This window comes from Streptomyces sp. NPDC046939, from assembly GCF_040644575.1.
GTDB lineage: Bacteria > Actinomycetota > Actinomycetes > Streptomycetales > Streptomycetaceae > Streptomyces.
In genome coordinates this window covers 13,934-35,841 of record NZ_JBEYWV010000037.1, presented here as the reverse complement: position 1 = coordinate 35,841, position 21,908 = coordinate 13,934, and the positions used below count along the sequence as shown (strand labels likewise).

24 protein-coding genes and 2 pseudogenes are annotated in these 21,908 nt (G+C 69.7%); 14 read left to right on the top strand and 12 right to left on the bottom strand.

The window, feature by feature from the left end; all coding sequences use genetic code 11:
- Nucleotides 1-11 precede the first annotated feature (11 nt).
- Entirely contained in the window at nucleotides 12-161 is a 150-nt protein-coding gene (locus ABZ877_RS32145) for a hypothetical protein (RefSeq protein ID WP_361078634.1), read from the bottom strand.
- Here ABZ877_RS32145 and ABZ877_RS32140 point away from each other — a divergent pair.
- From ABZ877_RS32140 to ABZ877_RS32125, 4 genes are all read left to right on the top strand, one after another.
- On the top strand, nucleotides 136-561 hold the full coding sequence (locus tag ABZ877_RS32140) for an HIT domain-containing protein (RefSeq protein ID WP_361078478.1): 426 nt from the start codon (nucleotides 136-138) through the stop codon (nucleotides 559-561). The genes ABZ877_RS32145 and ABZ877_RS32140 overlap by 26 nt on opposite strands.
- A gap of 474 nt (nucleotides 562-1,035) precedes the next feature.
- Nucleotides 1,036-1,242 (top strand): hypothetical protein, encoded by a 207-nt coding sequence (locus ABZ877_RS32135; RefSeq protein WP_361078475.1) that lies wholly within the window; start codon nucleotides 1,036-1,038, stop codon nucleotides 1,240-1,242.
- A 114-nt stretch (nucleotides 1,243-1,356) separates the two neighbouring features.
- The gene (locus ABZ877_RS32130) at nucleotides 1,357-1,671 is read left to right on the top strand and encodes a hypothetical protein (RefSeq protein WP_361078472.1); all 315 of its coding nucleotides are present in this window, start codon (nucleotides 1,357-1,359) and stop codon (nucleotides 1,669-1,671) included.
- A 110-nt stretch (nucleotides 1,672-1,781) separates the two neighbouring features.
- The gene (locus ABZ877_RS32125) at nucleotides 1,782-2,279 is read left to right on the top strand and encodes a hypothetical protein (RefSeq protein WP_361078469.1); all 498 of its coding nucleotides are present in this window, start codon (nucleotides 1,782-1,784) and stop codon (nucleotides 2,277-2,279) included.
- Between the two features lie 160 nt (nucleotides 2,280-2,439).
- On the opposite strand, the pseudogene ABZ877_RS32120 reads toward ABZ877_RS32125, so the two are convergent.
- From ABZ877_RS32120 to ABZ877_RS32110, 3 genes and pseudogenes are all read right to left on the bottom strand, one after another.
- Nucleotides 2,440-2,781: pseudogene (locus tag ABZ877_RS32120) on the bottom strand (recombinase family protein); the annotation flags it as partial.
- Between the two features lie 495 nt (nucleotides 2,782-3,276).
- Nucleotides 3,277-3,954, bottom strand: a complete 678-nt coding sequence (locus ABZ877_RS32115; protein ID WP_361078466.1) for a response regulator transcription factor — start codon at nucleotides 3,952-3,954, stop codon at nucleotides 3,277-3,279.
- Complete coding sequence (locus ABZ877_RS32110; RefSeq protein WP_361078464.1) at nucleotides 3,951-5,204, bottom strand: HAMP domain-containing sensor histidine kinase; 1,254 nt, start codon at nucleotides 5,202-5,204, stop codon at nucleotides 3,951-3,953. The genes ABZ877_RS32115 and ABZ877_RS32110 overlap by 4 nt, the downstream gene beginning before the upstream one ends.
- A 158-nt stretch (nucleotides 5,205-5,362) precedes the next feature.
- Between ABZ877_RS32110 and ABZ877_RS32105 the strand changes: the two genes are divergently transcribed.
- From ABZ877_RS32105 to ABZ877_RS32095, 3 genes are read left to right on the top strand one after another with little or no spacing between them, the layout of a single operon-like run.
- Entirely contained in the window at nucleotides 5,363-6,313 is a 951-nt protein-coding gene (locus ABZ877_RS32105; protein ID WP_361078461.1) for an ATP-binding cassette domain-containing protein, read from the top strand.
- Nucleotides 6,310-7,881, top strand: a complete 1,572-nt coding sequence (locus tag ABZ877_RS32100; RefSeq protein ID WP_361078459.1) for a hypothetical protein — start codon at nucleotides 6,310-6,312, stop codon at nucleotides 7,879-7,881. Before ABZ877_RS32105 ends, ABZ877_RS32100 begins: the two co-directional genes overlap by 4 nt.
- Nucleotides 7,878-8,714: an ABC transporter permease gene (locus ABZ877_RS32095; RefSeq protein WP_361078456.1), complete on the top strand. Its 837-nt coding sequence runs from the start codon at nucleotides 7,878-7,880 to the stop codon at nucleotides 8,712-8,714. The genes ABZ877_RS32100 and ABZ877_RS32095 overlap by 4 nt, the downstream gene beginning before the upstream one ends.
- A gap of 188 nt (nucleotides 8,715-8,902) precedes the next feature.
- Here ABZ877_RS32095 and ABZ877_RS32090 read toward each other — a convergent pair whose 3' ends face one another.
- Both ABZ877_RS32090 and ABZ877_RS32085 read right to left on the bottom strand, forming a co-directional pair.
- Nucleotides 8,903-9,094 carry a hypothetical protein gene (locus ABZ877_RS32090; RefSeq protein WP_361078453.1) on the bottom strand — a complete coding sequence of 64 codons (192 nt, stop codon included), beginning with the start codon at nucleotides 9,092-9,094 and terminating at the stop codon, nucleotides 8,903-8,905.
- Nucleotides 9,095-9,382: 288 nt separating this feature from the next.
- Nucleotides 9,383-10,060: a TetR/AcrR family transcriptional regulator gene (locus ABZ877_RS32085; RefSeq protein WP_361078450.1), complete on the bottom strand. Its 678-nt coding sequence runs from the start codon at nucleotides 10,058-10,060 to the stop codon at nucleotides 9,383-9,385.
- A gap of 900 nt (nucleotides 10,061-10,960) precedes the next feature.
- Here ABZ877_RS32085 and ABZ877_RS32080 point away from each other — a divergent pair.
- Both ABZ877_RS32080 and ABZ877_RS32075 read left to right on the top strand, forming a co-directional pair.
- Nucleotides 10,961-12,103 carry an NAD(P)/FAD-dependent oxidoreductase gene (locus tag ABZ877_RS32080; protein ID WP_361078624.1) on the top strand — a complete coding sequence of 381 codons (1,143 nt, stop codon included), beginning with the start codon at nucleotides 10,961-10,963 and terminating at the stop codon, nucleotides 12,101-12,103.
- On the top strand, nucleotides 12,100-12,939 hold the full coding sequence (locus tag ABZ877_RS32075; protein ID WP_361078447.1) for an alpha/beta hydrolase: 840 nt from the start codon (nucleotides 12,100-12,102) through the stop codon (nucleotides 12,937-12,939). The genes ABZ877_RS32080 and ABZ877_RS32075 overlap by 4 nt, the downstream gene beginning before the upstream one ends.
- A 206-nt stretch (nucleotides 12,940-13,145) precedes the next feature.
- Here the strand turns inward: ABZ877_RS32075 and ABZ877_RS32070 are convergent, their stop codons facing one another.
- The gene (locus tag ABZ877_RS32070) at nucleotides 13,146-13,916 is read right to left on the bottom strand and encodes an aminoglycoside adenylyltransferase family protein (RefSeq protein WP_361078444.1); all 771 of its coding nucleotides are present in this window, start codon (nucleotides 13,914-13,916) and stop codon (nucleotides 13,146-13,148) included.
- Nucleotides 13,917-14,008: 92 nt separating this feature from the next.
- On the bottom strand, nucleotides 14,009-14,656 hold the full coding sequence (locus ABZ877_RS32065; RefSeq protein WP_361078442.1) for a hypothetical protein: 648 nt from the start codon (nucleotides 14,654-14,656) through the stop codon (nucleotides 14,009-14,011).
- Between the two features lie 87 nt (nucleotides 14,657-14,743).
- On the opposite strand from ABZ877_RS32065, the gene ABZ877_RS32060 reads away from it, so the two are divergent.
- Nucleotides 14,744-14,941 carry a hypothetical protein gene (locus ABZ877_RS32060; protein WP_361078439.1) on the top strand — a complete coding sequence of 66 codons (198 nt, stop codon included), beginning with the start codon at nucleotides 14,744-14,746 and terminating at the stop codon, nucleotides 14,939-14,941.
- A gap of 437 nt (nucleotides 14,942-15,378) precedes the next feature.
- Here ABZ877_RS32060 and ABZ877_RS32055 read toward each other — a convergent pair whose 3' ends face one another.
- The gene (locus tag ABZ877_RS32055) at nucleotides 15,379-15,873 is read right to left on the bottom strand and encodes a DUF4396 domain-containing protein (RefSeq protein ID WP_361078436.1); all 495 of its coding nucleotides are present in this window, start codon (nucleotides 15,871-15,873) and stop codon (nucleotides 15,379-15,381) included.
- A 492-nt stretch (nucleotides 15,874-16,365) separates the two neighbouring features.
- Nucleotides 16,366-16,839 (bottom strand): NUDIX domain-containing protein, encoded by a 474-nt coding sequence (locus ABZ877_RS32050; protein WP_361078433.1) that lies wholly within the window; start codon nucleotides 16,837-16,839, stop codon nucleotides 16,366-16,368.
- Between the two features lie 336 nt (nucleotides 16,840-17,175).
- Here ABZ877_RS32050 and ABZ877_RS32045 point away from each other — a divergent pair.
- Nucleotides 17,176-17,475: pseudogene (locus tag ABZ877_RS32045) on the top strand (arsenical-resistance protein); the annotation flags it as partial.
- 64 nt (nucleotides 17,476-17,539) lie between these two features.
- Here the strand turns inward: ABZ877_RS32045 and ABZ877_RS32040 are convergent.
- Nucleotides 17,540-17,917, bottom strand: a complete 378-nt coding sequence (locus tag ABZ877_RS32040; RefSeq protein ID WP_361078430.1) for a metalloregulator ArsR/SmtB family transcription factor — start codon at nucleotides 17,915-17,917, stop codon at nucleotides 17,540-17,542.
- A gap of 105 nt (nucleotides 17,918-18,022) precedes the next feature.
- Here ABZ877_RS32040 and ABZ877_RS32035 point away from each other — a divergent pair, with 105 nt between their 5' ends.
- The 3 genes from ABZ877_RS32035 (at nucleotide 18,023) to ABZ877_RS32025 (ending at nucleotide 21,170) form a co-directional block, all read left to right on the top strand.
- Entirely contained in the window at nucleotides 18,023-19,408 is a 1,386-nt protein-coding gene (locus ABZ877_RS32035) for an NAD(P)-binding domain-containing protein (protein WP_361078427.1), read from the top strand.
- Nucleotides 19,409-19,984: 576 nt separating this feature from the next.
- The gene (locus ABZ877_RS32030) at nucleotides 19,985-20,176 is read left to right on the top strand and encodes a hypothetical protein (protein ID WP_361078424.1); all 192 of its coding nucleotides are present in this window, start codon (nucleotides 19,985-19,987) and stop codon (nucleotides 20,174-20,176) included.
- A gap of 328 nt (nucleotides 20,177-20,504) precedes the next feature.
- Nucleotides 20,505-21,170 carry a P-loop ATPase gene (locus tag ABZ877_RS32025; protein WP_361078421.1) on the top strand — a complete coding sequence of 222 codons (666 nt, stop codon included), beginning with the start codon at nucleotides 20,505-20,507 and terminating at the stop codon, nucleotides 21,168-21,170.
- A gap of 204 nt (nucleotides 21,171-21,374) precedes the next feature.
- On the opposite strand, the gene ABZ877_RS32020 is transcribed toward ABZ877_RS32025, so the two are convergent.
- Nucleotides 21,375-21,881, bottom strand: a complete 507-nt coding sequence (locus tag ABZ877_RS32020; RefSeq protein WP_361078418.1) for a hypothetical protein — start codon at nucleotides 21,879-21,881, stop codon at nucleotides 21,375-21,377.
- Between the last annotated feature and the right edge of the window lie 27 nt (nucleotides 21,882-21,908).

Below are 21,908 nucleotides of genomic sequence, written 5' to 3'. Positions count from 1 at the left end.
GCGAGATCGCCTCAGCGCATGCCGCTGACATGACAGTTCCAGCCCGATTTCGTGAACGCGTGCGCTTTCACGGCCTTCCCCACCAGGCCCGAGCCAGCAGATGACTGCCAGGCCGTCTCTGGCAGGGTTGGCTGCATGAACTGCATCTTCTGCGGGCTCATCGGTGAAGGCACCGCGAGCTGGATCTCTCAGGGGCCGGTGGCCTGTGCCTTCGCTCCGCTGAACCCGCTGGCGCCGGGGCACACGCTGGTGGTTCCAACAATCCACTACACGGACGTCTTTGCAACCCCGCCCGAGGTCCTCGCTGCCGTGACGGCACTGGTCCAGCGTGTAGCCGAGGCTGCGCGGACGGCCTTGCATGCCTCGGGCGTGAACATCCTCAGCGCCAGCGGACCAGGGTCGGAGCAGTCTGTGCCTCATCTGCACTTCCACGTCGTTCCGAGGTGGGCGGATGACGGGCTCTCAACGTGGCCGACCGGCCGTTCCGTACATCGTGTCGCTGGCGATCCCCGGGCACGGCTTGCTGAGGCTCTTGCTTCGGACCAGCACGACACAAAGTGAGCCGGAACGCCAACTCGTGAACAAAGCCACGGCCCATTGGTGCGGGTTCTGGCGGGCGTACCAGTGGCCCCGGCGACCCCTTCGCGCACCCACCGGCCATGGCAGGCGGTCAGGAAGGAGGGAGGGGAGGACTGGGCGGGTGGCTGGCGTGCGCGCGCTCGGAAGTCGCATCCGGCTGCGGGGACGGCTCCTCATTGCCCGTCGGCGGGCCCCAGCGCTCGACGGCACAAAGAGTCCAAGCCCGCGTGTTAGACGCTCTTTTCGGCACTGGTGGGCTCTGCCCACCCCGTACAGGCACTCCCGACCGCTCTGAGGCAGACGGAAGAAGAGAAAACGGGTGTAGCTCGTTTGCGGGGGAAACCGACCTTGGTGCCGGGTGACGGATAATTCTTGAATTTTGATGCGAGGTGAGCGCAGGATCTCGTCGTGGATTCTTTGAACGATACAAGTTGGGTGAGGACGAGGGCGGATCTCGTGTCCTACGTCAGGAGGCTCAGCCAAGAGGCTGAGACCGCCTCCGGTGACTGGGAGAATCAATCGCTGGATCACTACCTTGAAGCGCTCAGTGCCTGGACCGATGACATGGACGGCTACTTCCGCAACCGAGGAGAACCGATCCCGGACCGCCCGGACTGGAGCTTGATCGCCAGCATGCTGAGGGCGGCCTGCTTCTACGAATGAAGACCCAGCCTTCGGTCTCCATACCGAGCACCGTCGTTTGCGGGAAGCACTGAACGTCGCGCCCGTGCGGTAAGTGGGGGCGATCATGGTGCCGCACTTGCATGGGGGCTGCCGGTGGACGTGTACCGGGACATCGTTGAGGTGGTGGCAGACGCGTCGGGCCTCATGCAGGCCAAACAGATCGTGTCGAGGACCGGCCTGCTGGCAGCCTCGGCGAAGATCGAGGGGACACGGGGAAAGCTGAAACGACTGGTGGAGCGCGGCTGGCTGACCGAGGACCGGCCCGGTCGGTTCTCCCTGGCTCATCGGCCGGCCAGGGCGAGCGCCGAAGGAAAGCTGTCAGCAGTGCCGCCTGCATGTCGGGGCGGGCTCGCCGCACCTGCTTGTACCTCATCTGGCGCACTGACCCTACTACAAGTGGCGTATTGAACTACACGTGGTTGTCACGCTTGGCTGTGCGTGGCCCTCCAGTGGGGTGCCGGGGGCAGAACCAACTTTCAGATCTGAGGGGGAGCGTCTTCGTCGCCTATCAGGACGGCGTGGCGCAGGATGTCAACGTGTACGACCGGACGGACAACACCGTCGACGGCCCGGTCGAAGGTGCGGGTACGGCGGCGTCGCTCGTTCAGATGAGCAGGGACTGGGACAAGATCGTCTACCTCGCGGGCAACGACACCCACGGCCAGGAGGAAAGCACGGGCCCCGAGCAGGTGGTCGCGAACGCGCGGAGCCTGGCCATCGATTCCTCCGGACGCTACCCGCTGTACATCCCGCTCGGCACGAACGGATCCTCCCTCGTACTGTGCGATGTGCAGACAGGCACCGACGAGACCGTCACGGACCAGCCCGCCACGGCCGACACTGACTCGGTCAGCGCTGACGGACGCGACGTGGTCTTCTCCTTCAAGGCCGACTGCATCCTGCCAGGCGGCACCAACGGCAAGGCAGACGTGTTCGTCCGCCGCTTCTACGGCGTGGTCCTGTTCGGCGGCTTAGGGGTACGCCTCGCGTTCGGCTGCGCTTGGCGGTGGGGATGATCAGGTTGGGCTGGATCTGCTCGACGACTTCGCCGCCCGCGCGGCGCCGGAGCACGGTCTGGAGCCATGTCGGCGGTGATGACCGGGGCCAGCCGCCGTGCATGCCTTTGCGAGTCGCGGTGTCGAGCCCTTCGAGCGTGGACTCGCGGATGTTCTCTCGCTCGGTCTCCGCTGTCGCGGCGAAGAACGCGAACAGCAGCTTTCCGGGGCCGGTGGGGCCGTAGATGCCGGGCAGGGGCCCGGCGAACATCCACAGGACCAAGCCGAGGGCGGTGAGTTCGGCGGCGTCGCGGCCGAGCCGCTTCACCTCGTACACCGTGAAGATGACCCGGCAGTGCGGGGCGTGCGCCTCGGCCTTCCGCGCCGTCCTCAGCGCCTCCTCGAACTTCGGGCGGATCCGCACCCGGGTGCTCGTCCGCTCACTGAAGCTGTCGTCCCTCCGGACGCCGTGCTTGGCGAGCGCGTCGACCTGGGGGTCGACTTCCTGCCCGAGGCCGAGCAGCGGGCATAGCCGATGCGGATGTTCTCGCTCGGCCGACCCGGGTCGATCGGCGTCGGCAGCGGGGCGCCCGGCCGCTACGGCCGGCCCGGTCCGCGGCTGGTGGGGGTCGGGACCCGCGGCGCCTTCTTCAGCCGGGGCACCATGGTGAAGCGGCGGGTGTGGTCAGCGGAGGCGTCCGCGTCGCCGCGCGAGCGGCCGGGCGAGCCCGGCTGTGCGTCACACCTCGGACAGGCGTGCTGTTCGATGTCGTCGTCGGCGGCGTCCGACCGGCCGGTTGGGGAAGGTTGCCGGGGGTCCGTGAGAACGGGTTCTGCGAACGAATGCGGGTTCGGCCGGGGGCCCGGTGGCCCATGATTGATCTTGCTCGCGCCAAGGAACGTTCGTGAGCGTGACCGCGTTTGGCAGTCTCCGAAGTCGGCCGCGCAGACGACTGGAGGCGGGCGCACTGAGCACTGCACTGCCTCCACTCGCGGGCCGTCGACCCCGGCCCGCTGCTCAGTCGGGTGGGGTGTCCGAGTCGATGATCCGATAGCCCACGCCGGGTGTGGTGGCGATGATCGGGGGGTCGCCGAGTTTGCGGCGCAGGCGGCTGATGGTGACGGTGACGGTGTTGGTGAACGGGTCGGCGTTTTCGTCCCAGACCTGTTCGAGGAGGTTTTCCGTGCTGAGGAAGGCGGGGCTGGCATTCAGAAGGGCTTCGAGTACCGCGAATTCCTTCACAGAGAGGTCGAGTTGGTGGCCGTCGCGGCTGGCGGTGCGGCGCGTCGGGTCGAGTTCGATGCCCGCCGTGCTCAGGGTGCGGGACCGGGCGGCGGGGCGACGGCGGGCCAGGGCACGGATGCGCAGGACGAGTTCGGGAAAGTGGAAGGGCTTGGCGAGGTAGTCGTCGGCGCCGAGGGTCAGGCCGCTGACGCGGTCGCCGGGTGAGTCGGCGGCGGTCAGCATCAGGACCATCACGCGGCCGTCCCGCTCGGTGATCATCTGGCAGAGGGTGTCGCCATGGATGCCTGGCAGGTCACGGTCGAGTACGACGACGTCGTACGCGTTGACGTCCAGCTTGGCCGCGGCGTCGAGCCCGTCGTGGGCCACGTCTACGGCCATGCCCTGGTCGCGCAGTCCCTCGGCGATGACTTCTGCGAGAGGGCGGGCGTCCTCGACCACCAGGACTCTCAACGCGCCAAGCTCCTCTCCGTGTCGGGGGCTTCCGCTGTCGCCCTGCTGTCCGTACGGGGGAGGGCGATGGTGACGCGCAGGCCGCCGTCGGGGCGGGCGCGCAGGTCCAGGGCGCCGTGGTGGGCCTGAGTGATGGCCGCGACGATGGAGAGGCCGAGGCCGCTGCCCTGACCGGTGCCGGTCCGGTCGGGGCCGAGGCGGCGGAAGGGCTGCGCGAGGTCCGCCACCCGCCGCTGGTCGAGGACCGGTCCGCTGGACTCGACGACAAGGGACACTGTGCCTGCGTCGTCTCCCTCGGCCCGTACCGCGACACTGATCCAGCCACAGGGGTCGTTGTGCGCGATCGCGTTGTCGAGCACGTTGTCGACCGCGCGGCGCAGCAGCGTCTGGCTGCCGTACACCCACGCGGAGTCGTCGGTCCGGTTCTCACGCACGGTCAGGCCCTTGGCCGCGATGTCCTTTGCCCGTCCGGTCAGGGCGGTCAGCGCGAGTTGGCCGAGGGGGAGGCGCGCCGAGTCGGTGAACTCGCCGTGCTGGGTGCGAGCCAGGACGAGGAAACTTTCGAGCAGCCGGTCCACCTGGTCGAGTTCGGCGCGCATCCGGGCGGCCAGTGTGGCGGTGGTTTCGGGTATCGGGCCTGGCTTGGCGAGGGCCACGTCCAGGGAGGCCCGCATCGTGGTGAGCGGGGTGCGAAGCTCGTGGGAGGCGTTGGCGACGAAGAGGCGCTGGGCGTCGAAGGAGCCCTCCAGGCGGCCGAGGAGGTCGTCGATGGTGTCGGCGAGGTCCTTCACCTCGTCACCGGGGCCGCCGATGGCCAGGCGTTCGTGCAGGCTGTCGGCGGTGATCCGGCGGGTGGCCGCTGTCATCACGCGCAGCGGACGCAACACCTGGCCGGCGACGAACCAGCCGAGCCCGACCGAGATCACCGCCATGACGCCGAGGGCGATGGCGGAGCCGAGCAGGATCTGCCGGGACTGGGTGTCGTGCGCCTGGGCCAGCTGCTGCTCCAGCTCGTTGATGCGGCCCTGGGCCTGTGCCGCTGTGGCGGGCTGCTCGGTGCCGCCATCGGGGGCGGTCTGGCTGGAGCGTGATCCGCCGGATGCCACCAGGGCCGCGATGGCGAGCAGTGCCGTTCCCGACAGCAGGAACAGAACCACGTACAAGGCGGTGAAGCGGGTGCGGGCGGTGCCACGGCGCAGGCCGAGCCGGGTAGTCAGGCTCGCGAGCCGTCGAGGCGGACCCCATGTCATCCGCATGCTCCCCTCTCGCCACCGCACCAGGACACGTACCGGGCCAGGACACGTACCGGGCCAGGACACGTACCGGGCCAGGCTAAGCCGAGCCGCCTAACAGCGAGATGACAACGGTCGTTCGGCCCCTGTAACTCGCTCCGTCACAGGGTGGGCCCATGAGCGATGAGAGTACGAAAAAGGCGACGATCGAGGTCATCGGTCTGCGTAAACGCTTCGGGCCACAACCGGCTCTGGACGGGATGACGTTCACCGTGCGGCCCGGACGGGTGACCGGCTTCGTCGGCCCGAACGGCGCGGGCAAGTCCACCACCATGCGTGTGATCCTGGGCCTTGACGCGGTTGAGGAGGGAAAGGCCCTGGTCGGCGGGGTGCCGTACCGCTCCCTGCGTCGCCCGCTCAGGCATCTGGGGGCATTGCTCGACGCCTCCGCGCTGCAGCCGAGCCGCACCGCCCGTAACCACCTGCTGTGGCTGGCCCACTCGCAAGGCCTGCCGCCCCGGCGGGTGGACGAGGTCATCGAACAGGCCGGCCTGGGCACGGCGGCCCGGCGCAAGGCCGGTGGCTTCTCGCTGGGCATGCGCCAGCGACTGGGGATCGCGGCGGCGCTGCTCGCCGACCCGCCGGTGGTCATGCTGGACGAGCCGTTCAACGGCCTCGACCCCGACGGCATCGTGTGGATGCGCGGCCTCCTGGCGGAGTTGGCCCGGCAGGGCCGCGCCGTCCTGGTCTCCAGTCACCTGATGAGCGAACTCGAAGGCACCGCGGACCATCTCGTGGTGATCGGTCGCGGCCGGGTCGTCGCGGACACCAGCGTGTCCGAGCTGCTCGCCGAGGCGTCCGGCGGCCGGGTCACCCTGCGTACCTCCGCGCCTCCGCGCGCCGCCCAGGTCCTCCGCGGCGCGGGCGCCACCGTTCTCGCCACCGGCCCCGACACCCTCGGAGTCACCGGCCTGCCCGACGAGGAGATCGTGGCCCTGCTCGCCCGGAATGGGGTGCCGTTCTCCCAGGTGTCCGCGCACCGGGCGACGCTCGAAGAGGCGTACATGGAACTCACCCGGGACGCGGTGGAGTACCGGGGCATCCCGGCGGGGGAGGCCACGCGATGACCGCCACCCTCACCCCTCGCCCCCCGGCCGCGTGGCGCGCTGAGCGGGGTGGGTTCCTCAGGACGCTGCATGCCGAGTGGACGAAGTTCCGTACGGTACGCGGCTGGGTCCTCGCCATGGCGGGGGCGCTCCTGGTGACGATCGTGGTCGGTCTACTCGGCACAGGCGCCCCCGGCCCCGGCGGTCGCGGCGCCGACTCCGCCTCGTATCCGAAGGGCCCCGGCGGCGAGGCCGTCAATGACAGCTTCTACTTCGTCCACAGGACGCTCACCGGCGACGGCACCCTCACCGTTCCCCTGCGGTCCCTGACCGGTGTGGCCGACACCGGGACCGGCAGGACGGCCCAGGGCGCCCAGCCCTGGGCGAAGGCAGGGATCATCGTGAAGGAGAGCCTCACCCAGGGATCCCCGTACGCGGCGGTCATGGTTACCAGCGGTCACGGCGTGCGCATGCAGTACGACTACACGCACGACATGGCGGGGCCGGTGGGGCCTTCCGGCAAGGTCACCCAGGGGTCTCCGCGCTGGTTGCGGCTGGTCCGCTCCGGCGACAGTTTCACCGGTTACGCCTCCACCGACGGCTCCCACTGGACCAAGGTCGGCCATGCGAAGCTGCCAGGACTTGCGCGCACCGTTCGGGCCGGGCTCTTCGCGACGTCACCGGAAGCGAAGCAGGACACCGCGGCGGGCACGGGCTTCAGCCCCGCCGTGGCCACCGGCACCTTCGGCCGTCCCGGCCTCACCGGTGGCTGGTCCCGGAGCGCGTGGAGCGGCACACAGGTGGGCGGCAACGCGGGCACCTCCGGCAGCTACACGAACACCACCAAGGGCGGCTTCACCCGGACCGACGGCGGCGGGTTCACCGTGACCGGGGCCGGTGACATCGCACCGGTCGTCGGCGGGCCCGTCATGGGCGTCGGCTTCTCGTTCGAGAACTTCCTTGTCGGTACTTTCGCCGGGCTCATCGTGGTGATCGCCGTGAGCACGGTGTTCATCACCGGCGAGTACCGGCGTGGTCTTTTGCGTACGACCATGACGGCAACCCCCCTGCGGGGCCGGGTGCTTGGTGCCAAGGCACTGGTGGCCGGGGGCGTCGCGTTCACCATCGGCCTGGTCGCCGCCGCGATCACCCTTCCCCTCGCGGAACGCAGCGCGCGCGGCCGGGGCTTCCATGTCTTCCCCGTCACGTCGGCGACCGAAGTGCGCGTCATGGTCGGCACCGGCCTGCTCTGCGCGGCCGCCGCTGTGCTCGCTCTCGGCGTCGGTGCCCTGCTGCGGCGCAGCGGCACGGCGGTCGCCCTGGTCATCGCGTCGATCGTGCTGCCCTTCCTGCTTGCCACCTCCGGCGTACTGCCCCCAGGCGTCTCGGAGTGGCTGCTGCGGGTGACCCCGGGCGCGGGCTTCGCCATCCAGCAGACCCTGCCGCACTATGCGCAGGTGCTCAGCGTGTACGAGCCGTCGACGGGCTACTACCCGCTGGCGCCCTGGGCCGGCCTCGCCGTGCTGTGCGGATACGCCGCGCTCGCCTTCGGTCTGGCCGTGGTGCGGCTGCGCGGGAGGGACATATGAGCCTCCTGAGCGGTGCACGACTCACGAGCACGGCGGACGACGCGTGGCGAGAAGACTTCGGCCGCGCCCTGCGCGCGGAGTGGACGAAGCTGCGCACCGCAGGAGGAATGGGCAGGTTGCTCCTGCTCGCCGTCGCGCTGACCGTGGCCGTCGGCTGCGGCACCGCCAAGGCCGTCAAGTGCCCGGACGCTGGGTGCGGCCAGGACGCCGTCAAGCTCGCCATGACCGGTGTCACCGTCGGGCAGGCGGTCATCGCCGTCTTCGCGGTGCTGGCCGTCAGCAACGAGTACGGCACCGGGATGATCCGCACCACGTTGATGGCGGTACCGAACCGGATCACCGTCCTTACCGCCAAGGCGACGGTTCTCACCACGGTCGTCCTCGCCGTCGGGACGGCTGCCGTCCTGGCCTCCCTCCTCGCCGGCCGCCGCATCCTGCCCGGCAACGGGTTCACCGAGGCGCACGGCTATGCCCCACTGTCCCTGGCCGACGGCCCGACTCTGCGGGCGGCCGTGGGCTCGGTCCTCTACCTCGCCCTGATCGCCCTGATCGGCCTCGGCGTGGCGACGGCGGTACGGGAGGCGGCCAGCGCCATCGGGGTCGTGCTCGGGCTGCTCTACCTCTTCCCGGTCGTCATCCAGGTGGTCAACGACCTGGCGTGGCAGCGCCACCTTCAGCAGATCGCGCCCATGACCGCCGGGCTCGCGATCCAAGCCACCGCCCATCTGCACGAGCTGCCCATCGGCCCATGGGCCGGCCTGGGAGTGCTCGCCACGTGGGCCGCGGCTGCGCTGCTGGTCGGCGGCCTGCTCCTGCACAGGCGCGACGCGTAGCCGAACCATGCGTCCAGCCGACCGGGGCGACGCCGGGCGGACGGGTGTTCAGGATGCCCGGTCGGTGAGGGCGAGGTGGGAGTTCATGTCTAGCTCGAACCGGCCGTAGGGGTTCAACTGGGTCCAGCACAGCGGGGACGGGGTCCGCCGGTCGGCGTCGGTGAGCCGCTTCTGCCACTTCGCCTCACTCAGGATGTTTTCTTGAGGAGCAGGGTATTGACGTGCACCAAAGCGAACTCGAGCAGGTGCAGGGCGAGCATGGGGACCTCCTGGAACTCCTTGTCGGAGCCGGTGCAGTTCTCCACCACCTGGAGGCCGTGGTTGCTCTCGCGGCGCAGGTCGGCGTCGGCGAGGTAGCCACGGATGAACGCCGTACGCACCGCCCGCCCGAGTTCCTCGATCGCGCGGTAGGTGGGGTGGTGGCACTGCGCGTGTGCTGCTGACCCGCGTAGGCCCACAGGGCCGGAGTGCCGAGCACGAGATATGAGACGCGCCGACAGCGCTCGCGCCTGCCGGGTATGGCTGCAACAGCCGCCACTGAGCCGTCATCCCTGCAGTTCAGCGGTGGAGGCCGGCATGACCATAACTGCGGACATCCGGCATCCGTCCGGAGCGCGGCTCGGTTCCCGCTCCGGAAAGAAGCATGGGCCGTAGTCGCTGGGTGGGTGCTACGGCGTGCGGGGGTCGGTGGTGAGGATGCCGTTGAGCAGGGTGTCGATGCTCCAGCGGCGGCGCTCAGCAGGGGCGCCGGAGACGAGATTGTCGGCCTGGGCGCGTACGTGGGGCAGCTTGTCGGGAGAGGCAGTGACAAGCGCCTGGCGCAGCTGGGTCCAGTCGCGTTCGGCGTTGGAGTCCTCGCGCTGTGCGGAGTGTTCGGCGGCGGAGGCGGTGGAGCGCTGAAGCAGGAGATCGACGCCCCAGGCGGCCTGGCGGTCGGGGACGCCGCCTTCGGCGAGCAGGGCGAGCAGCGCTTCGAGCAAGGCGAGGTAGTTCTCGCCCGCGGCCCGTGCGGTCAGTGCGGACTGGGCAAGGGCGGGGTGGGCGAAGAGGACGTCTTCGTAGCTGGCCAGTACGGCGTTGAGACGCTCACGCCAGTCGGTGCCGGAGTCGGCGGTCAGGTCGACGCGGCCCAGGAGGCGGTCGAGGATCGCCGCGTGCAGTTCGGCGGTGTTGGCGACGTACACGTACAGCGAGGCCGGGCCGGTGTCGAGGGCCTGGGCGAGGCGGCGCATGGTGACGCGCTGCAGCCCTTCCTGCTCCATGATCAGGACGGCGGCGTCGATGATGCCCTCACGGGTCAGGGCAGGCTTGGCGGGCCGCTCGCGGCGGCTCTGCGGAGTCGGCATGCCGAGGATTCTATGCCGAAACATGGTCGGTCCGAACGTGTTCGGGCGGGGCGGCAGGCCGCCCAGGAGGCCAGGCTTTCGGTGCACGGGCGGCTGTGATGCCGGCCAGGGCGACGTCGATGGCTCAGGCGGCGGGGGGCGGCCCCGGTATGCAAGAGCAACTCGGTACGCAGCGCGGCGACATGGGGGAAGCGGCCGGGCCGCGCACACCGGGGTCAGGCCTATGCTGTGCAGGCAGCCCGGGACCGCGTCGGTCAGCGCGATCGCGTTGGCGCCGTATGGCAGGACGCCTGCCGCCAGCTGGACCGGCCAGACCCGCGAGACGCGGCAGGGTGCAGGCAGGACGAGCAGACCGCCTCCAGGCGCTCACGCGGACGGTTGGCGAGGGGAGTGCGGGTCGACGGCGGCGAGCGCCCGGCCCAGGGCGAGGGCATGCAATTCCTAGACGGTGCGTACATAGGCGTACAGGGAGGCGGGCCCGCCTGTAGCTCGTGGGGCAGGCAGCGCCTCGCATTCCAGCAGGCCGATCGAGGCAGCGGTGAAGACCTCCGGACTGAGCGGCTCCTTGGCCGCCCGCGCCCGCATCCGCCGTCCGCCACCCTCGCTCGTTTCCACCCCTTACGCCGCATGGAGTCAAGAGCAAGCTGGTGCGCCTCCCGCTATCTGCACGAAGGCTGAGGAATTGTGACATTCCCTCATGCGTTCACCATGGCCGGAACGGCGGAGGCGATCAGTGATCGCGCCACGAACTTGTTCGTGACGAACGCGTTCGCTACGGTGGAGTGGATCACGCGCCCGCCTTCCCGGCCAGCCGTGCACGGCCCCTTCCTCGGACAGGGCGGCGCGGCGGCCCTCCCCGCAAACAGGCGATCCCCACTTTGTTCGGAGCCAGGAGCCACCATGAGTAACAGCCACGTACCCGTCGCGATCGTCGGCGGCGGTCTCGGTGGTCTGACGGCCGCCCGCGTCCTGCACGTCAACGGCATCGAGTCGACGATCTTCGAACTGGAGGCGTCGGCGGCGGCCCGCACTCAGGGTGGGATGCTCGACATCCATGCCGTCAACGGGCAGAAGGCGCTGCGCGCCGCTGGCCTCCACGACGACTTCCTCAAGATCGTGCACGCGGGCGGTGAGGCCATCCGCCTGCTGGGTCCCGACGGCACGGTGCAGGTGTCCGAAGAGGACGACGGAACCGGCGACCGGCCCGAAGTGGACCGCGGGGACTTGCGTGATCTTCTGCTGAACTCCCTGCCCGACGGCGTGGTCCACTGGGGCCGCAAGGTCACCGGCGCCCGGTCCTTGGGCGACGGCCGGCACGAGGTGACCTTCCCCGACGGCTCGGCCATCACCACCGACCTTCTGATCGGTGCCGACGGCGCCTGGTCACGCGTGCGGCCGCTGGTCTCGGACGCGAAGCCCGCCTACACCGGTATCTCGTTCGTCGAAACCGACCTGCGCGATGCCGATACCCGACACCCGCGCAGCGCCGCGATCGTCGGCCGCGGCTTCCTCATTTGTCTCGGCGACGAGCGCGGCTTTCTCGCGCACCGGGAGACCGACGGCAGCCTGCACATCTACACCGCGCTCAAGGCCGACGAAGGCTGGCTCGACACCATCGACTTCACCGACCCCACCGCCGCCAAGGCCGCGGTCCTGGCCCACTTCGAGGGCTGGGACGAGGGTTTGCGGGGCCTGGTGGCCGACGCGGAAACCATTACCCCGCGGCGCATCCACGCCCTGCCGGTCGGACACCGCTGGGACCGGGCGCCGGGCGTGACGCTGCTCGGCGACGCCGCGCACGTGATGTCTCCGTTCGCGGGCGAAGGCGCCAACCTGGCCATGCTGGATGGCGCCGAACTCGCCTTGGCCATCGCCGCCCATCCCGGCGACACCGAGGCCGCCCTCGCTGCCTACGAGAAGGCGCTCTTCCCGCGCAGCGAGGAGGCCGCCGCCGACTCCGCCGAGAGCCTGGAAACGATGTTCGGCCCGCGCGGTCTGGAGCAGATGGTCGAGTTCTTCACCACCGGCCCGGCGGGCCGGTGACCGCCGCCTCCGCTCGCATCGTCCGCGTCGAGTTTGGATGGAACGGTCCTGACCAGCTGGCCAGCTGCCCGGCACGACCACGCTTGACCGCCCCGACCCCGATCTGCGAGGTAGACATGCCCACTCACCCCGCCCGGACCACCATCCGGACCATCCAGCCACAGCACGAACTTGACATCGCGCTCGTCGACACGGGCAAGGGCACACCACCGGTGCTCCTCCTGCACGGCGGTTCCGGGCCGCACGGTGTCACCACCCTCATCGACCACTTCGCCCCCACCTCGCGCGTCCTCGCCCCGACCCATCCGGGATGGAACGGGACTGCGCGCCCCGCGTGGTTCACCGGTGTCGACAGCCTCGCCAGTACCTATCTCGACATCCTCGAAGACGAGGTCCTGGACGATGTCATCGTCATAGGTACTTCCTTCGGCGGCTGGGTCGCCTCGGAGATGGCTGTACGCGATCGCGGACACCGGATCAGTCACCTGGTGCTGCTGGATGCGATCGGTCCCGACATCGAGGGGCACACCATCGCGATGCCGCGCCCCGCCCCCGACCGAGGACTCGCCGAGAGCGACGTCCAGGCGTCGCTGGCCTACACCGGGACGTCGATGAGCGATCCCAAGCTCCTGCGCCGGCTCTCCCGCGTCTCCGTTCCTGCTCTGCTGATCTGGGGACAGGACGACATGGTGGTACCGGTGGCATTCGGTGAGAAATACGCGGCCGCCTTCCCCTGCAGCCGGTTCGAAACGATCCCGGGCGCCGGGCACATGCCTGCCTTGCAGGACCCCGACACCACGTTCACCCTCATCGACACTTTCCTCGCCGAAACCTGACGCCGACAGACCGGGCTGCATCGGCACCGCCGACAGTTGCGGGCCCCTGCCCCGACGCAGATAACGCCGGTAGCTGCCAAGAAGGGCTGACGGGCTCGCCGTCCGCTACGAGGCGACCGTACTGAGCGCGGCCATCAACGAGTGGCTGTGACCAGCGCAGTCGGAGCGCTCCGGGGGTCAGGATCTCAGAATCTCAGGAGCGGTTCTCATGTCCGCTGACTGCGGGTGCTCAACCGGTCGATCTCGGCGAGCATGTGGTCTACAAGCGGACGGACCTGGGCCCGCAAGGTTTTGCTCCAAGTTTCGTCGGAGTAGCGGCAGTTGAGGTAGAGCTGTCGGGCGTGCTCGAGAGCTGGGCGGTGTTCGGGAGTGAGTTGGGCGAGGGCCCAGTCCGCGGCAGCATCCTTCGGTCTGATCTGGCCGGTGGTGAGCGTGGTCCAGATGCGCGCGAAGGTCAGCAGGACGTTGCGGGTGTCGCCGTCCAGGTTGTCGAGCAGGTCGGGGATGCCCGCCACGCTTGCCCGGACCAGATCGGAGTGCGGGACGGGGTCGAGGATCTGTGTCGGCCGCGGGCCGACGATGGGGTGGTCACCGGTCAGTGCCATCGTGATCAGCAAGGCCAGATCGGGCAAGGGCTCCGGCCGGGGGACCCTCCCGGCCTCGTACTCGGCGCGCAGCCACTCGCCGTACAGGAAGTCGCAGGCCGGAGGGTATCGCCATGGCTTGACCTCGGACTGGACGACCACGGTTAGCTCGACCGGGCGGGTTACGTTCCGGGTGCCGGAGATGTCGAGCAGGCCACCGAGAAGCGCCCGTCGTTCCCGCTCGGTCATCGACCTCCGGGAGATGAGTAGTACGTCCACGTCGCTGGCTGGTCTGAGGCTTCCCAGCACGGAAGATCCGTGAAGACAGGCGCTGATGAGATTCCCGCCCAGCACACCACTGGCCAATCCCGCGATCTCCTGAAGCTGCTTCACCGTGCCAGTGTCTCCCGTCATCCCGCACGGCTGCACGGCATTACGGGGCGGCTCACGGTCCCTCCCGCGCTGGGGGCGGGGGGTCCTGGTTGCTACCGAACAGGGTGTCGCGGACTGCGTGTCCACAAGGAAAGGTCGCTGCTCGTCGCCACGGCGATGGTCTGCCCGGAGGGCGAGAAGCCCGCTGTGCGGATTGTGGAGTAGTCCGAGTGGAAGATGTGCCACCACTGCTCGGCGTGCGGACCGGCGTGGGGCAGCCCGCCGTCGCGGGACAGCAGGACGCGCTCGTTCGGCCAGGCCGGGGCGATGACCTCCAGGATCCAGCCGTCCCCGGTGGTGGTGTGCAACCCGCCACCGAAGAGCCCCGCGATGTGCACACGACTCCCGGTGATCGGACCCAGTCCCGGGCAGGACAGATCGGCAACCGCATCGGGCGTGCTGTCTGCGGGGTCGGGATCACGATCCCTGGCGATCCTGGCTCCGGTGACGGCGTCGAAGAGACCGTGACCGTCCGAGGAGACGACCATCACCAGATCATGGCCGCTGTCAGGATGCGTCGCGAAGCCGATCCCGAGCAGACCGCCGACGGCAACGCCGTAGGTGTACTCGAAAACGGGCTGCCAGGGTTCAGGAGCGGGCACCACGGGGGCCGCGAGAAGCCGGTTCCGCATCGCTCGCTGGTGCGCTGAGAGCTCGGGATCCGACTGCTCGGCCGGTTCCGTCTTCTTCGTCCACCTCATCACGGATCCATGATCCATGGTTCGGCGGGCTGACCCGACGGAGTTGATGCAGCCCAGTGCTCAAGCACGTGCTCTCGCGGACCGGTCGTGACACGGTCCGGCCTGGCGGCGCTAACCGCTCTGGCCGCCTCCCGGGGTGCCGGCAAGCTTGGTGACCTGCCCTCCCTGACCGACGGCTTCAGCGCGGCATTCACCGCGGCCGTCGTCATCGCCGCCGTCGGCGGACTCATCACCCTCCTGACGATGCGCACCGAGAAGGCCGTAGCCACTGCCGGTGCCGGGTAGAGCGGCCGGTCCGACGCGCCGGGAGAAAAGACCGGGGTGCGAACCAAGAGCTGTGACGCCCCCGGGGAACGATGTCACGGCGCCGGCGCCGGCACGCTTCGTAGCCATGCTCTGCAAGGCCTGCGGCGACGAATGCGCCTCACACGCCGACATGCACGAACACTGCCGGATCCACGCCGAAGCGTATGCCTGAAGGACAGCCCGCGTGATGTTCCTCGGAAGGACTGGCGTCTGTACACGCCGTACATGCCTGGGTACAGGCGATGCACTCCTCGATGCAGCGGGTGAGCTCCGCATGAACTCGGAGGCGTCGACCAGGACAAGCTCCGCGCGTCGGCCTCCGGTACCTGTCGGTCTTGCCGCTGGGGGCACACGCAAACGCGGTCGGAGGTACCCCTGCCCGGGGCCCGGCCGCGTTGCTGGTGACGATGATTGGCTCAGTGATAGGCGTGGACGACGGCGTGACCCTTGCCGCGGCCGATCATCCACCGGTTCACCGGAGTGGTCAGCACGAACGCGACAGCCAGGGAGGCCGCGAGCGAGACCCAGAACAGGGCCTGGGACAGACCCGCGTCGATGGCTCCGGGGACGCCCACCATGACGGTGTTGTCGATCAGTTCCATCACAGCGATGGACACCGTGTCCGCGGCCAGCGCGACCTTCAGCGCCTGGCGGACCGGCAGGCCCGCGCGCAGCACGCCCCGCATGGTCAGCGCGTAGCCGAAGACGAAGGCCAGCGCGATGGACAGGACGACGGTGGCCGCGTTGTGCAGTCCGGCGGCGGTTCCGATCACCATGCCGAGGATCTCACCGATGGCGCAGCCCGTCAGGCAGTGCAACGTCGCCTGAGCGGCGGTCCGCCACGAAGCCCCGGAGCCATGATGAGCATGGTGCTCGTGCTCGTGCTGATGCTGGTGCGCGGTGTGGTCCATCGTCAGCTCCCCTTGCCGGATCGGTTCACCGACCCAACCATATACCCCCCTGGGGTATTTCGCGCGGGGGAGGAGGGCTGTCGTGGGTGCTGGGTACCGGATCGCGGCGAAGGTCTACTGCTTGCTGATCGGGACTGGACATAAACGTCCGTCAATAGGAGGAAATAGTGTGGAAACCTTCTTCTTGGCCTCCGGCGGAGACAGCGGTTTCCGGCCCACGGGAGCAATCATGCTCGTTGTAGTTGTGGTGATCAGCGCAGTCTCCTGGACCATGTACGAACGCAGGATCAAGAAGGGGAAGGAGTAGCTCGGCGCAGACGGCTGCTTCCAGTCCGGCTGCACCGGCCGGTGTCCGTCCCGCTGTGCCGGTGCCAGTTCATGACGCTCAGCAGGTCGGCGGGGGTGGGGTCGGCTTGAGCGGTACGTCGGTGAAGCGCGTCCGGGGTGAAACGACGCCGCCTGGGGGCAGCCGGTTCGGAGGTTGATTGCGCCTCAGTGCTGGATCAGGCCGCCGACCGGGACGGCAGCGACGTGGCCGGTCGCCGGAAGTGTCTGAGCCAGGGCGAGGCCGACGTCGACCAGCGATGACCGGCGCAGGCGAGCGACCTCGGGAATCGGAGTCCAGACCGACTCGGCGATCTCACCGTTCGGCTCCGGCCGCAGTCGGCCGCCGGTGATACACACCTGGTAGAAGACGCCGACATTGTGATGTTTTGGCCCGCCGGGGATGGCACGTTCGGCCGCGGGGATCACCCGGGAGTCCACACCCAGCAGCCGTTCGACCACCGCATAACAGCCGGTCTCCTCAGCAACCTCCCGGGTCACCGCGTCGAACGGATCCTCCGCGTGCTCGACCCTGCCACCCGGAAGGGTCCAGGTGCTCTCGCCCTTCGGTGGCACGTGACGGGCGAGCAGCACCCGCCCGCCCTCGATGCACACGGCGTACGCCGCCAGCCGGAAACTCATTCCCTCACACCTCCCACCGGACCCTATCTCCACGTCCGATTTCCATGCACCGCCATGAGCGCAGAGTGGAGCCAGATCAACTTCCTGCGCCTGGAGCCACTTCAGTTCCGTGCGGTGGAGCCCGAAGAGGGTGCTTGCGCTGGGGGTTCGAACCGGGCCGCGGAGGCGGCGGCTTCTTGTAGGGCCGCGCAGCGCCCGCCAGGGTCCTGCACAAGACACTTCCGCACACCCACCTCTGACCGCCCACGGCAGCAGAGGGAAGAGAAGGGAGCAGGCAGCAGGCAAGGAAGGTGGTGCGCCCGGAGGACGGCCCCGGCGTCCCGCAAGCCCCGTGCCACCGAGCCGCTCGACGTCGCACGGATCGCGTTGCCGCTGCTGGTCTACGTCGCGCTGATGTGGTCCGGGACCTTTGGGCTCGGCAAGGCGATCGGCCTCGCCTACGACCGGACCGCCATGCTCGCCTTCACCGCGGCGGGCAACAACTTCGAACTGGGCATCGCGGTCGTCATAGCCGCCTTCGGCGTCACGTCCGGGCAGGCCCTGTCCGTCGTGGTCGGCTCGCTCATCGAAGTCCCGGTCCTGGTCGCGCTCGTGTACGTATCGCTGGCCTGGCGAGGCAGGTTCCGCACGTCCTGAACCGCGTCGATCGCACGCAACGGCCGGGCACCCTCTTGGAGCGTCCGGCCCTTTTGCGTCCGGCTCAGCGGGCCGCTGCGGTGAGCAGCTGCCCCATCGCGGCCAGCACGCTCGGCTCGACGCGGTAGTACACCCACGTCCCGCGCCGCTCGGAGGTCAGCAGGCCCGCGTCCTTGAGCTTCTTCAGGTGGTGGGAGACGGTCGGCTGGGAGACGCCGACATCGGAGATGTCGCACACGCACGCCTCACCGCCCTCGTGCGAGGCGACCAGCGAGAGCAGCCGCAGCCGCACCGGATCCCCGAGCGCCTTGAACATCTTCGCGGTCCGCTCCGCCTCCTCGGCGCTCAAGGGTCGCTCGGTCAGCGGCGGGCAGCACGGCCCCACCGCCTCGTCCGGCTGAGTGGTCAGGACCGGCAGCTCCACCACACTTGAATTCGACACGCATCAATATTGACATCCGTCGATGCCGCACGGCAAGGTCGCTCATATCGACAGACGTCGAAGCAGTAGGTCGATGCCTCCCTGACCCGCCCCTTGGAGAACGTGATGAGCGAGAACACGCCCGCCGCCCTGCCGACCGTCGTCATCGGCGCCGGCCCCGTCGGCCTGGCCGCCGCCGCCCACCTCCTCCAACGCGGCCTGGAGTTCATGGTCCTGGAAGCCGGGCCCACCGCCGGCGCCGCGGTGCGCGAGTGGGCGCACGTGCGGCTGTTCTCCACCTGGGGCGAGGTCGTCGACCCCGCTGCCGAGAGGCTCCTGGCGCCCGCCGGCTGGGTGCGCCCCGACCCGGCCACCTACCCCTCCGGCGGTGACTGGGCGGAGCAGTACCTGCAGCCGCTCGCCGACGTCCTCGGCGACCGCGTCCGTACCGGCGCGCGCGTCACCGGGGTCTCCCGCACGGGCCGGGACCGGATCGTGGACGCCGACCGCGAGGCCCAGCCGTTCGTTGTGCACGTCGCCCACGCCGATGGCCGGGAGGAGCGCCTCTTCGCCCGTGCCGTGATCGACGCCTCCGGCACCTGGGCCACGCCGTCCCCGGCCGGCGGCAGCGGGCTGCCCGCGCTCGGCGAGAAGGCCGCCGCGGACCGGATCACCTACCGCGTCCCCGACCTCAGCGACCCGGCCGTCCGGGCGCGGTACGCGGGCAAACGCACCGCAGTCATCGGCTCCGGCGCCTCCGCCTTCACCGCCCTCGCCTACCTTGCCGACCTCGCCACCTCCGACGACGGAGCAGGGACGAAGGGCGTGTGGATCCTGCGCCGGGGCATCTCCGGCTCCACCTTCGGCGGCGGCGAAGCCGACCAGCTCCCCGCCCGCGGCGCCCTCGGCCTGGCCGCGAAGAAGGCCGTTGACGACGGCCACGCCGACGCCGTCACCGGTTTCCGCACCGAGGCGATCGAGCGGGCGGCCGACGGCCGCCTGGTCCTGGTCGGCGAGGACGGCCGCCGCCTCGATGCGGTCGACGAGGCGATCGTGCTGACTGGCTTCCGCCCCGACCTGTCCTTCCTCGACGAACTCCGCCTCGGCCTCGACGAGCGCCTCCAAGCCCCCGTCGCGCTCGCGCCGCTGATCGACCCCAATCAGCACTCCTGCGGCACCGTCTACCCCCACGGCCACCGCGAGCTCTCCCACCCCGAACAGGGCGTGTACCTGGTCGGCATGAAGTCCTACGGCCGCGCCCCCACCTTCCTCGCCATGACCGGCTACGAACAGGTCCGCTCCGTCGCCGCCGCCATCACCGGCGACTTCGAGGCGGCCGACCGCGTCGAACTGACCCTGCCCGAGACCGGAGTCTGCGGCGGCGCCGGCCTCTTCGACACCCCCGACGCCGCTGAGGCCGACGGTGGTGGCTGCTGCGCGCCCGCGCCGCAGCTCGTCCAGCTCGCCGCCCCCGCCGAGCAAACTCCGGCGGGTGGTGCTGGAGCCGGGTAGTCGCAGGTGCGCCTCCAGCGTCTTGGCGGATACGGTTCAGGGGCCAGGAACCTGCGCGGGGCCGACATCGAGCCGGGGCCCCCGTCTGCGTGCCCGCAGACAGCGAAAGGACCCAGACCCACCAGCTTCACGCGGTGGGGGAGCCCGGCCCGACGCCACGTGCCACCCGATGCCCTCCAACGCCTCCTAGGCTCCACTCAGGCCACGATTGCGGGCGGACCAAGGCCGTCGACCACCACGAAGACGAGTCCAGGGCCGCACCCGGCCTGCGTGTTTTCGTTTTCCGTGCCGTCGCAGACCCCGGTTCTACGTTCCGCGGGCAGACCCAGTTCACGTCCCAGGACGAGAGTGGGAGGCGAGCCGGCAGGCACCTGCCTGACCAACTCGTCTGCCCAGGGTCGGCTTCATCGTCCCCGGCGCCCGGAACCGCGCCCAGGGGCCGGAGCTGCGGATCAGTCGGCGGCGCAGCTCCGGCCCGCACAGGGCGGCGCACCATGAGCCCGCACCCGGCCCCGGTACGCAACATGGTCCGGGCCGCCACAACAGGCCCCGACATAAAGGCGGTGAGGTCGGCTCATGCTGCCAACCGGTACGGCCACGGAGGCCAAGGACACCAAGGAGGACTACGAGGCAACGTATGCGGCGTCGCTGGACGACATCGGCAAACGGATCGTCGCGCTGCGCACGCGCGCTCTGCGACAGCGGGAGACGGCACGGCGGATGCACGTGCACGCCCGCCGCGCCCTGACCCACGCCCGCCGAACCTGAGCTGCGGCCCACGCACCCCGCGGGCCTTCACGGACCCGCCCCAAAAGGAACGCAGCCGGGCGCCACGCGTCACGCCGCTGTGTACGCACGGTGACCAGAGAGAACAAGCTCGGTGGTCTGAGCGTAGGAGCCGTACCGGGTGGTGAACGTCCACTCAGTGTCAGGCGGGTGGGGTTGGACGGTGGCCTTGGTGGCAATTTGTCGTCAGCTCGGCATGGAGGGGCAGGAGTTGTTCGAAAGGTCGGTAGGCGGGTAGGGCCGCGCGGCAGCAAAGCACGAGGACGACCGTGCCCGACGCCCTGGGCACGCACCTGTACGGAGGCAAGCAATGAGGACCGAAACCGAGCACCGCAGCACGGACGTTGACGGTCCCCACGATGCGCAGGGCTGGAAGCGGTACGCCGACGGCGCGCGCGTACACCGCTCCACCTGCACGATCCACGACGCCGAGGGCTGTGACGGGCACTGCGGCCCCGCACCCGTCGCGGGCGCGGGTCACCAACCTTCGTACCCGGACGTCACGATCGTGTCCATCGGCCGCCTGCACGATGAGGACCAGGGCCCGTGGGCCGACGTGCTGCAGCGCGCCACCATCGCGCTCGACCTGCGTGAGCACTTCCGTGATCCGCACGCCCTCAGCGCCGACCTGCGCCGGCTCACCGCCCACGACCCGCTCGTACGCAACACGGTGATGGAGACCCCGGGCGTGCGCGAGGTCCTCGCCGCCACCGCCCTACAGGTGAGGGGCTACCTCGCGGGGCCGAACCCGGCACCCCTCACCGTGGTGACCCAGTGCGCCGGCGGACGCCACCGCGCCGCCACCACCGCCATGGCCCTGCGCGCCGTGCTCGCCGGGGACGTCGAGCAGGCCGCCGCGTACGGACTGGCCGACGCCGCACGGCAGTTCACCGACCGGGCCCTGGCCGTCGAACTGGTCCACCGCGACCTTGACAAGGACGTCGTCGATCGGCCGGAGCGCGAAACCCACCGGTGAGAGAGGCGACCGTGACCGCAGACGAGGGGGGAGAGCTACGTCGACGAGCGCGGGCAGACGCACCAGGACGACCTGAACGAGCGCACCCCGCGACTGCCTTACCCCGAACAGGGCAAGGCTGATGCGGACCGCGATGTCAGCGAAGCTGGACATGCCCAGGTCGACGGGATCAGCACCTGCCCCGGCAGAGGGACCCATGGACTCTCAACGGCAACCTCCACATAGACATCGACGATGAACAAACCGGCGCCCGAGAATGCAACCAACCTGCACGAATCGGATGTGTCGTCCAGCGCGCGGTTGCACGCCGCTCTGCGCCGTTGCAACACCCGAAGTGCCCGCCTGGACGGCCAATGGGTGTTGGCTCCGGATGCCGCACGTCCAACGCGTGCGGAACGGGTGTCGCGAGAAAGACGTCTCAGACTCCGGGGAAGCCGAGCATGCCGGGGGAGTGGATGTCGATGGCCACGACGCCCGGGGGTAGCGGTTCTCGTTCTCGTCGTCGGCGAGCAGGATCGACATGCCGGTGAACTCGGCGCTGGGCAGCGCGCAGTATAGGGCGTGGCAGGTGTCGGGGGAGCCGTAGCCGTAGCCGTCGCGGATCATGGTGCCGACGGGGGCCGATGCCGTGGTGTCGAGTGGGTCGAGGACCACGGAGGAGAGCGCCAGCACACGGCGGTGCAGGTGATCTTTGTCGGCTTCGTCCTGCATCAGGCACAGGGGTCGCCGGGGGTGTGG

Coding starts and splice junctions, on each gene's coding strand:
- ABZ877_RS32140 (WP_361078478.1), top strand. CDS start 136: ATGAACTGCATCTTCTGCGGGCTCATCGGTGAAGGCACCGCGAGCTGG.
- ABZ877_RS32145 (WP_361078634.1), bottom strand. CDS start 161: ATGAGCCCGCAGAAGATGCAGTTCATGCAGCCAACCCTGCCAGAGACG.
- ABZ877_RS32110 (WP_361078464.1), bottom strand. CDS start 5,204: ATGACATGGGGTCCGCCTCGACGGCTCGCGAGCCTGACTACCCGGCTC.
- ABZ877_RS32105 (WP_361078461.1), top strand. CDS start 5,363: ATGAGCGATGAGAGTACGAAAAAGGCGACGATCGAGGTCATCGGTCTG.
- ABZ877_RS32100 (WP_361078459.1), top strand. CDS start 6,310: ATGACCGCCACCCTCACCCCTCGCCCCCCGGCCGCGTGGCGCGCTGAG.
- ABZ877_RS32095 (WP_361078456.1), top strand. CDS start 7,878: ATGAGCCTCCTGAGCGGTGCACGACTCACGAGCACGGCGGACGACGCG.
- ABZ877_RS32085 (WP_361078450.1), bottom strand. CDS start 10,060: ATGCCGACTCCGCAGAGCCGCCGCGAGCGGCCCGCCAAGCCTGCCCTG.
- ABZ877_RS32080 (WP_361078624.1), top strand. CDS start 10,961: ATGAGTAACAGCCACGTACCCGTCGCGATCGTCGGCGGCGGTCTCGGT.
- ABZ877_RS32065 (WP_361078442.1), bottom strand. CDS start 14,656: ATGAGGTGGACGAAGAAGACGGAACCGGCCGAGCAGTCGGATCCCGAG.
- ABZ877_RS32055 (WP_361078436.1), bottom strand. CDS start 15,873: ATGGACCACACCGCGCACCAGCATCAGCACGAGCACGAGCACCATGCT.
- ABZ877_RS32050 (WP_361078433.1), bottom strand. CDS start 16,839: ATGAGTTTCCGGCTGGCGGCGTACGCCGTGTGCATCGAGGGCGGGCGG.
- ABZ877_RS32035 (WP_361078427.1), top strand. CDS start 18,023: ATGAGCGAGAACACGCCCGCCGCCCTGCCGACCGTCGTCATCGGCGCC.
- ABZ877_RS32030 (WP_361078424.1), top strand. CDS start 19,985: ATGCTGCCAACCGGTACGGCCACGGAGGCCAAGGACACCAAGGAGGAC.
- ABZ877_RS32025 (WP_361078421.1), top strand. CDS start 20,505: ATGAGGACCGAAACCGAGCACCGCAGCACGGACGTTGACGGTCCCCAC.
- ABZ877_RS32020 (WP_361078418.1), bottom strand. CDS start 21,881: ATGCAGGACGAAGCCGACAAAGATCACCTGCACCGCCGTGTGCTGGCG.